At 57.9% G+C, this 3,705-nt stretch carries 5 protein-coding genes; 1 reads left to right on the top strand and 4 read right to left on the bottom strand.

All coding sequences use genetic code 11. The features are described from left to right. From K1Y02_25920 to K1Y02_25935, 4 genes are all read right to left on the bottom strand, one after another. Nucleotides 1-173: SDR family NAD(P)-dependent oxidoreductase (locus K1Y02_25920; GenBank protein ID MBX7259819.1), on the bottom strand; the 173-nt coding region annotated here is incomplete at its 3' end. 24 nt (nucleotides 174-197) lie between these two features. Then, nucleotides 198-1,271, bottom strand: coding sequence for a phosphate acyltransferase PlsX (gene plsX / locus K1Y02_25925; protein ID MBX7259820.1), 1,074 nt, complete (start codon nucleotides 1,269-1,271; stop codon nucleotides 198-200). 28 nt (nucleotides 1,272-1,299) lie between these two features. Continuing rightward, complete coding sequence (gene rpmF / locus K1Y02_25930) at nucleotides 1,300-1,482, bottom strand: 50S ribosomal protein L32 (GenBank protein ID MBX7259821.1); 183 nt, start codon at nucleotides 1,480-1,482, stop codon at nucleotides 1,300-1,302. Nucleotides 1,483-1,484: 2 nt separating this feature from the next. After that, nucleotides 1,485-2,069 (bottom strand): DUF177 domain-containing protein, encoded by a 585-nt coding sequence (locus K1Y02_25935; GenBank protein MBX7259822.1) that lies wholly within the window; start codon nucleotides 2,067-2,069, stop codon nucleotides 1,485-1,487. Nucleotides 2,070-2,399: 330 nt separating this feature from the next. On the opposite strand from K1Y02_25935, the gene K1Y02_25940 reads away from it, so the two are divergent. Next, nucleotides 2,400-2,948: an RNA methyltransferase gene (locus K1Y02_25940; GenBank protein MBX7259823.1), complete on the top strand. Its 549-nt coding sequence runs from the start codon at nucleotides 2,400-2,402 to the stop codon at nucleotides 2,946-2,948. Nucleotides 2,949-3,705: the final 757 nt, after the last annotated feature.

Genomic DNA, 3,705 nt, shown 5'->3' on the forward strand with positions numbered 1-3,705 from the left:
ACCTTGCCTTGGGATTCCTGGGCGAGTTCCTGGCCCGCTGCTTCCGAGGTGTCCTTGGAACGCCCGCACACGGCGACCGCCGCGCCTTCTTTCGCGAAAGCGAGCGCACAGGCCCTGCCGATACCGCGCGTGCCGCCTGTGACCAATACCACTTTGCCCTGGAATTCGCTCACGGGATTCCCCCTCTTTCTCTCGTGTTAAGACGCGGACTCGGCGTCCGCTTCATCCTGGTTGTCAGAAGACTCATTCGTCGAACCGTCGAGCGACTCTTCGGTCACACGGACTTCGTTGAGTCCGTCGCGAATGAGGTTGATAAGGTCGTGTTTGGCGGCGAGTTCGGCTCCCTTGATGGCGTTGGCGACGCCTTTGGCGGAACATGCGCCGTGAAGAATGATGACAATACCGTTGACGCCGAGAAGCGGCGCGCCGGGGTATTCGTTGGGGTCGATGACGCGCTTGAGGCGCTTGTACGCGCCGCGACTGAGGACCGCGCCAATGATGCTGAGAATACTCGACTTCAACTCGCGGGTCAGCAGTGTCTTTACGAGCGACCCGGCGGCTTCGCTGGTCTTCAGCACGACGTTGCCTACGAATCCGTCGCACACCACGATGTCCGCGGCGCCCTTAAACAGCGCCTTGGGCTCGATGTTGCCGATGAAGTTCACATGCGGAGCCGCGCTCAGGATTCGGTGCACCGTCTTCGCGAGGTCGTTGCCCTTGGCCTGTTCCTCACCGATATTGAGGAGACCAACTCTGGGGTTGACGTTGCCGAGGACTTGCGTCGAATACACGACGCCCATCTCCGCAAAGTCGCAGAGATGGCGGGCGTTGCAGTCCACGTTTGCGCCCAGGTCGAGAACGAGGCACCGGCCCGTTGACGTTGGCAAGAGCTGGCAAATGGGAGGGCGGGCAACGCCCTGAATAGGCCGTAGAATCGTACGCGCGGCCATCATTACCGCGCCGGTATTGCCCGCGCTGACAACAGCATCCGCGGCGCCTTGTTTGACAAGGCGCATCGCTACCGATAGCGAGGCGTCCTTCTTCTTGCGAACGCCCAACATCGGCGAGTCTTCCATCGTAATGACTTCGGACGCGTGAACGATCGAGATGTTCTTGCGGCTGGCATGCTTGCCCAGCGTCTCTCGCAGCTTCGTCTCGTTCCCGACGAGGATCAACTCCAAGCCGGGCGACTCGCTGGCTTTCACCGCCCCGCGCACTTCCGGGTACGGGGCGTTGTCCGAGCCCATGGCATCGATGGCAATGCGCATCATGGCTCCTGAGCCGGCCGTAAGCGGACGGCTACAGTTTATCGGCGTTGACTACGAGCCGCTCTCTGTAGTGCCCGCACTTCGGGCATACCCGGTGAGGCATAATCGGCTCGCCGCAGCTTGGGCAATCGGAGAAAATCTTCTTCGCAAGCGCGTGATGCGAGCGGCGCGTTCTCTTGCCGGTTTTACCGGTTCGTCTCTTTGGTACAGGCACTGTCAGTCCTCCAACCGATTCGGTTTCTTTTTCAAGTCTGGAAACATGTCCGCCAGACCCTTCAAACCCGTCTCCGATAGCCCCGACTCGGGCTCGGGAACACAGCCGCACGGGGCCGTATTCAGATTCGCGCCACATTGCGGACACAATCCCGCGCAATCGTCGTTGCACAGCATCTTCGCCGGCAACGCAAGCACAACCTCATCCCACGTCGCCGGGGCGAGGTTGATAGACACTCCCTCAAACATAATGACGCCGGAGTCTTCGTCAAACTCCTCGTCCTCGTCGTCCTCAAACTCTTCGAGAGGACTTCGGGCAGACCCGTGGACGAACACCCAGATGACTTCCGCGTCAAACGGTTTCTCGACACCGCACAGACAACGGTCGCAGATGCCGAGAAACGTCCCGGATACACGGCCGTGAAATATATACTCGGCGTCGACGTGCGAAAACACGCCGGAAACCGTGACAGGACCAAGATCCAAGTCGCGTACGTTTGCCGGGCGGACCACGTCGGCTCCCACCACCCGCGAAAAGGGCGTACCCTCCGGGGAGATGGACGAAAGGGCAACTTCAAGTACGTTCACAATAGCCCGCCTTCTAAGAATCTTGGCGCTCTTCCTGCCGCGTTTCTTCCCAGACAAGCACAACGCACATTCGGCGTCGGGCTGAAAGGTTCCACAAACAGCGGAAACATCAGAGTTTATCAAATGATGGCAGAGGCGTTCAAATTGGGAGAGGGGCAGAGAGATTGGCGCCCTGCGAGTCCCATAAGCCCCATCGGTCCCCAAAAGGCAAGAGGCTCTCTCCGACCTTTCAGTCTCCCGGCGTGGATCTCGCCTATACCGTGACTCCCACCGCCATTTCCGCGTACACTATCTGTATTCAATCTGAACCGAGTTGTCACTGAGGTTGCCATGTCGTATTCACTACCCGAACTGGAGGCGAGGCTCGAACCTCATTACCGGAGGGTGCCCACCGATCAGCTTCCACCGGTGACGCGAAACCCCGTCCATGTCGTCCTCGATAATCTCCGAAGTGCGTTTAATGTCGGCTCGATTTTCCGGACTTCGGATGCGGGGGCCGTCGAACACATCCATTTGTGTGGATTAACGGCCTTTCCTCCCAATCCAAAGCTAACAAAGACCGCCTTGGGCGCCCACGAGTATGTTCCATGGACCCACCATGCGACGACCGCCGCCGCCATTCACCATCTCAAGAGCCAGGGTGTTCTGTGTGTCGCGGTCGAGGTGACGGAGAACTCCGTGCCTCACACAACGTTTGAGTGGCCCCAGCCCGTGGGCATCGTCTTCGGAAACGAAGTGTGGGGCATCAAACCCGAGACTCTCGCGTTGTGCGATGCCGTGGTGAACATCCCCATGCGCGGCCACAAAAACACGATCAATGTCGCGACAGCGTTTGGCGTGGTGCTCTACGAAGTCCTGCGCCGCTGGGGAGCGGCCTAGCGTTCGCGCGCGTGCTGCACGCGAATTACTATTCGCATCTATCGCAGCGGCTATTCAATTGACAGGCCTTTGGAGCACGGTTTTGCTCCTACAGTCTCAGTAAACCGCCGCATCTCTCGCAGAATTACCCCAATTGACTCAGGCATCGGCGTTACGGTTTCAGTATGAGAGGCGTACGGTCCTGGAAATTAAAACGGCTAGGGGGGGAGTGCCCGAAACCGAAGGTCGTGGGCCGTTACACACACTATCTCGTGGCCTCAAACGGGGTGCCCCAGCATGTGCTTAACAGGGGATCATTTTTGACTTGAAATCTGTCTGAATTTTGGGTAAGCTGTTGCGGGTGGTGACATGAGCCACCCTTCACCATTGGTCCGAGGTGGACCAGAGGTGGGAATTGGTCACGTGTGAGAGGATATACAGGAAAGGAGGTCTTACTATGTGGCTTCTTTGGTGGATCATCGTTCTTTGGGTTCTCAACGAAGTTCTTTAATCTAAGAATCCAGCGAATTCGTATCGTATGGAGGAGCGTGCAAGCGTTCCTCCATACGTGCTTTTTAGATCCTCATAAATTGGATTAGGTTTCGTCTTTGGCAGATTCTTTGTGGTTCAGGGCCCAAGCTCGCTGCTGGGACTTTCCCAAAGAGCTGTCGCAATTCGTATCTACAGCCCTCCTGTCCACTGGATACCTCGGGTATCGGTTGGCCATTGCGCACAGTGAGATACCGGCTAATTGCCAATGCACTCCGCGAGCCAGTCG

This window comes from Candidatus Hydrogenedentota bacterium (genome assembly GCA_019695095.1).
GTDB lineage: Bacteria > Hydrogenedentota > Hydrogenedentia > Hydrogenedentales > SLHB01 > JAIBAQ01.

Coding starts and splice junctions, on each gene's coding strand:
- plsX (MBX7259820.1), bottom strand. CDS start 1,271: ATGATGCGCATTGCCATCGATGCCATGGGCTCGGACAACGCCCCGTAC.
- K1Y02_25940 (MBX7259823.1), top strand. CDS start 2,400: ATGTCGTATTCACTACCCGAACTGGAGGCGAGGCTCGAACCTCATTAC.